Source organism: Sulfurihydrogenibium sp. (assembly GCF_027448985.1).
In the GTDB taxonomy this organism is placed as follows: Bacteria; Aquificota; Aquificia; order Aquificales; family Hydrogenothermaceae; genus Sulfurihydrogenibium.
Genome location: NZ_DAIDMN010000102.1, coordinates 1 through 3,732, shown reverse-complemented (window position 1 = coordinate 3,732; position 3,732 = coordinate 1). Strand labels below are relative to the sequence as shown.

Genomic DNA, 3,732 nt, shown 5'->3' with positions numbered 1-3,732 from the left:
AGGATTTTAAATATGGTACTATCTATGTAAATATAAACGAAAAAAGACTTTACTATCCGGTTATGATTAATGATAGAAGCTACGTTATAACATTTCCGATAGGTATAGGTACAGATGAAGCACAATCACCAGTAGGAGATTTTAAGATTTCTCAGAAAAGAAAGGACCCTGCTTGGTACCCCCCGGAAAGTATAAGAAAAGAACAACCGGATTTACCACAAGTTTTCCCTCCTGGACCTGATAACCCACTTGGTACAAGAGCCATGAGACTTGGAAATACCTCTTTCCTTATGCATGGTACAAACAAAGAGTACGGTATAGGAATGAAAGTAAGTCATGGATGTATAAGAATGTACAATGAGGATGTAGAAAGACTGTTTGAAGTGGTGGATGTTGGAACACCCGTTGTAAGTAGAGATATTCCCTACAAAGTTTTTTTTAACTCTGAGAAGTTTGTAGAAGCTTTTGACGATGAAGCCGTTGTATCCTTAGAAAAAGCAAAAATAGTTAGTAAAAAGTTCATAGACTTTTACAAAACAGACATAATAGGAAAAAGTTTTGCAATAAAAGCTTGGTGAGGCAGACAATGGTTGAAAAAGATACAATAGTAAAGTGGGATAAAGAGTACTTTTGGCATCCCTTCACTCAGATGAAAGTGTACAGAGAAGAAGATAATGTAATAGTTGAAAGAGGAGAGGGAAACTACATCTATGATATTTATGGAAATAAGTATTTAGATGGGGTTGCATCTTTGTGGTGTAATGTTCATGGTCATAACCATCCAAAACTAAATAAGGCTGTCTGCGAACAAGTAAGTAAAATAGCCCATTTTACAACTCTTGGAGCATCCAATGTACCAGCTGTACTTTTGGCAAAAAGATTGACCGAAATAACCCCAAGCAACTTAAATAAAGTATTCTATTCAGAAGATGGCTCTGAAGCGATGGAAATAGCCATCAAGATAGCTTACCATTATTGGCATAACAAAGGATATAAAGAAAAAAACAAATTTGTAACTTTAAATGAGGCTTATCACGGAGATACGATAGGAAGTGTAAGTGTAGGAGGAATAAATATCTTTCATGAAAAGTACAGACCTTTACTGTTTGATGTTTATAAACTCCCTTCACCTTATTTAAAAGCTGTTGAAATATCCGGAAGAGAAAAAGCACTTGAATATCAAACAACATTAAGATTGATAGAAGAAGTGGAAGAGTTTATTTTTCAGCATCATCAAACTATAGCTGGATTTGTTTTAGAAGCTGGAGTACAAGGAGCAGCTGGAATATTACCTTTCCCAAAAGGATATCTAAAAGAAGTTGAGAGAATATGTAAAGAGTACAACATCTTGATGATAGTTGATGAAGTTGCAACCGGATTTGGAAGAACTGGAGAAATGTTTGCATCAATAAAAGAAAACATAAATCCGGATATAATGGCTTTAGGAAAAGGAATTACAGGAGGATACTTACCTTTAGCTGCAACATTAACAACGGACGAAATATTCAACGCATTCTTAGGAGATTTTGGAGAAGCAAAACACTTTTACCACGGACATACATACACAGGAAACCCAATAGCTTGTAATGTAGCACTTGCAAACATAGACCTTTTCGAAGAAGAAAAAACCCTTGAAAATGTGAAAAAAAATATCCAAATCTTAGAAAGAAGATTACCTGAATTTTTAGAACTTAACCATGTTGTAGATGTAAGAAACTACGGATTGATGGCAGGAGTTGAACTTATAAAAGATAAAAAGAATAAACAGCCTTACCCATACGGAGAAAGAACCGGATTTAAAGTAGCAAAAGCCATGATGAAAAGAGGAATATGGGTCAGACCACTTGGAGATGTGATGGTTATTATGCCACCACTTTCTATAAAAGAAGACGAATTAAACTACTTCTTAGATTCCTTAAAAGATAGCATTATAGAAGTGTGTGGAGAGTAAAAATGTTAAAATATTTAAAACTTAATTCGGAGGATTTTTAATTTGATTATTAGAGTTGCCCATAGTCCCGATTCAGATGATGCATTTATGTTTTACGCAATAAACCAAAAGAAAATCGATACAAAAGGGTATGAATTTGTAGACATTCTATCGGATATAGAAACCTTAAACAAAGAAGCATTGAAAGGAACTTACGAAGTAAGTGCAATATCTATTCATGCTTTCCCTTACGTTGCAGACAAGTACGCTCTTTTATCTAGTGGAGCAAGTATGGGAGATAACTACGGTCCAATGGTAGTTGCCAAAGAACCTTTTGATGTAAAAGAGTTGAAAAATAAAAAAATAGCAGTTCCCGGAACACTTACATCAGCATTTTTAGCTTTGAGATTATTTGAACCTGATATAAACTACGTTGTTGTTCCTTTTGACGAAATTATAGAAGAAGTAAAATCTGGAAAAGTTGACGCAGGTCTTATAATTCACGAAGGACAACTCACTTACAAAGACGAAGGTTTAACCTGCATAGTAGACTTAGGAAAATGGTGGTATGAGAAAACAGGAGGTTTACCACTTCCCCTCGGAGGAAACGTAATAAGAAAAGATTTAGGTACTACGGTTATGAAAGAAATTTCCGAAATATTAAGAGAGAGTATAAAGTACTCCCTTAACCACAGAGAGGAAGCTGTAGAGTACGCTTTAAAATACGCAAGAGGAATGGACAAAGAAAAAGCAGATAAATTCATAGGTATGTACGTAAATGAGCTAACGGTAGATTACGGAGAAAGAGGGAAAAAAGCGATTGAGCTGTTTTTAAAGGAAGCTTATGAAAAAGGTTTTATTCCTGTATTACCTGAAATAACTTTTATTTAGAGGGGTGAACATGAAAGTACTTTTTATAAGTAAAGATAAAAATTCTTACGAAGTATTAAACGAAGTTGCATCACTAAGTCAATCTGAAGTTATTATGGTAGAAAATTTAGAGGAAGCTAAAAACATTATTGAAACAGGGAAAGACATCCACGGAATAATAGCATCCCCAAAGATAGATAACATCCCAACTTTGCAACTTTTATCTATACTAAAAAGAAATGAACAGCTAAAAGACATACCTTTCTTAATATTAGGAGAAAATCTCACAAAGGAAGATGTTGAGTATTACAAAGCTATGGGTGTTACAGAAGTGTTTGAAATACCATTTAATCCTTTGGAAGTATTTCTGATAATTACAGCAACATTAAAAGATACAAAAGGTGAAGAAGTTGTCAAACAGATACTCCACGAAGCTAAAAAGGATAAATCCATATTTATTAAATTGTTAGAACTTATCAAAAAATTGTTCGGAATAAAAAGTGAGTGAAATTTTTTCATCTTTTGAAGATTGGAAGAAAAAACTCAAAAAAGAGTTGGATAATAATAAAACCTGTATATTGGTTGAAGGTAAAAGAGATTTATTAAAGCTATTAAAATATGATTTAAAAAATATAATATCCCTAAAAGGAAGAAAGTATTACGATGTCGTTGAAGAAATAATCAATAATTTTGATAAATGCATTTTGCTTTTTGATTTGGATAAACACGGGGAAAGAATGTTTCAAAAGTTTTCTAAGATGTTATCAAAAGAAGGTGTTGAAATAGATAGTTCTTACAGAGATTACTTGAAAAACCTGAATGTTGAAGAGATTGAAAATCTACCTTAAAATATTATTCTTAAAAATATTTTTAACAGGTGAGAAGTGTTAGCTAAAAGAATCATACCTTGTCTTGATGTAAATAAAGGTAGA

At 33.1% G+C, this 3,732-nt stretch carries 5 protein-coding genes; all 5 read left to right on the top strand.

The annotated features are described in order from the left end of the window. A partial coding sequence (locus tag NE054_RS07350; RefSeq protein ID WP_297890236.1) for a L,D-transpeptidase occupies positions 1-578 on the top strand: 578 nt, incomplete at its 5' end. Positions 579-586: 8 nt separating this feature from the next. Further along, positions 587-1,951, top strand: coding sequence for an adenosylmethionine--8-amino-7-oxononanoate transaminase (gene bioA / locus NE054_RS07345; RefSeq protein WP_297890234.1), 1,365 nt, complete (start codon positions 587-589; stop codon positions 1,949-1,951). Positions 1,952-1,993: 42 nt separating this feature from the next. Continuing rightward, positions 1,994-2,821 (top strand): MqnA/MqnD/SBP family protein, encoded by an 828-nt coding sequence (locus tag NE054_RS07340; RefSeq protein ID WP_297890233.1) that lies wholly within the window; start codon positions 1,994-1,996, stop codon positions 2,819-2,821. A 10-nt stretch (positions 2,822-2,831) separates the two neighbouring features. Continuing rightward, complete coding sequence (locus NE054_RS07335; protein ID WP_297890232.1) at positions 2,832-3,308, top strand: histidine kinase; 477 nt, start codon at positions 2,832-2,834, stop codon at positions 3,306-3,308. Further along, on the top strand, positions 3,301-3,648 hold the full coding sequence (locus NE054_RS07330; protein WP_297890230.1) for a toprim domain-containing protein: 348 nt from the start codon (positions 3,301-3,303) through the stop codon (positions 3,646-3,648). The genes NE054_RS07335 and NE054_RS07330 overlap by 8 nt, the downstream gene beginning before the upstream one ends. Positions 3,649-3,732 lie beyond the last annotated feature (84 nt).

What these genes read in the sequence shown, in the direction of transcription:
- bioA (WP_297890234.1), top strand. Translation starts at nt 587, where the DNA reads ATGGTTGAAAAAGATACAATAGTAAAGTGGGATAAAGAGTACTTTTGG.
- NE054_RS07335 (WP_297890232.1), top strand. Translation starts at nt 2,832, where the DNA reads ATGAAAGTACTTTTTATAAGTAAAGATAAAAATTCTTACGAAGTATTA.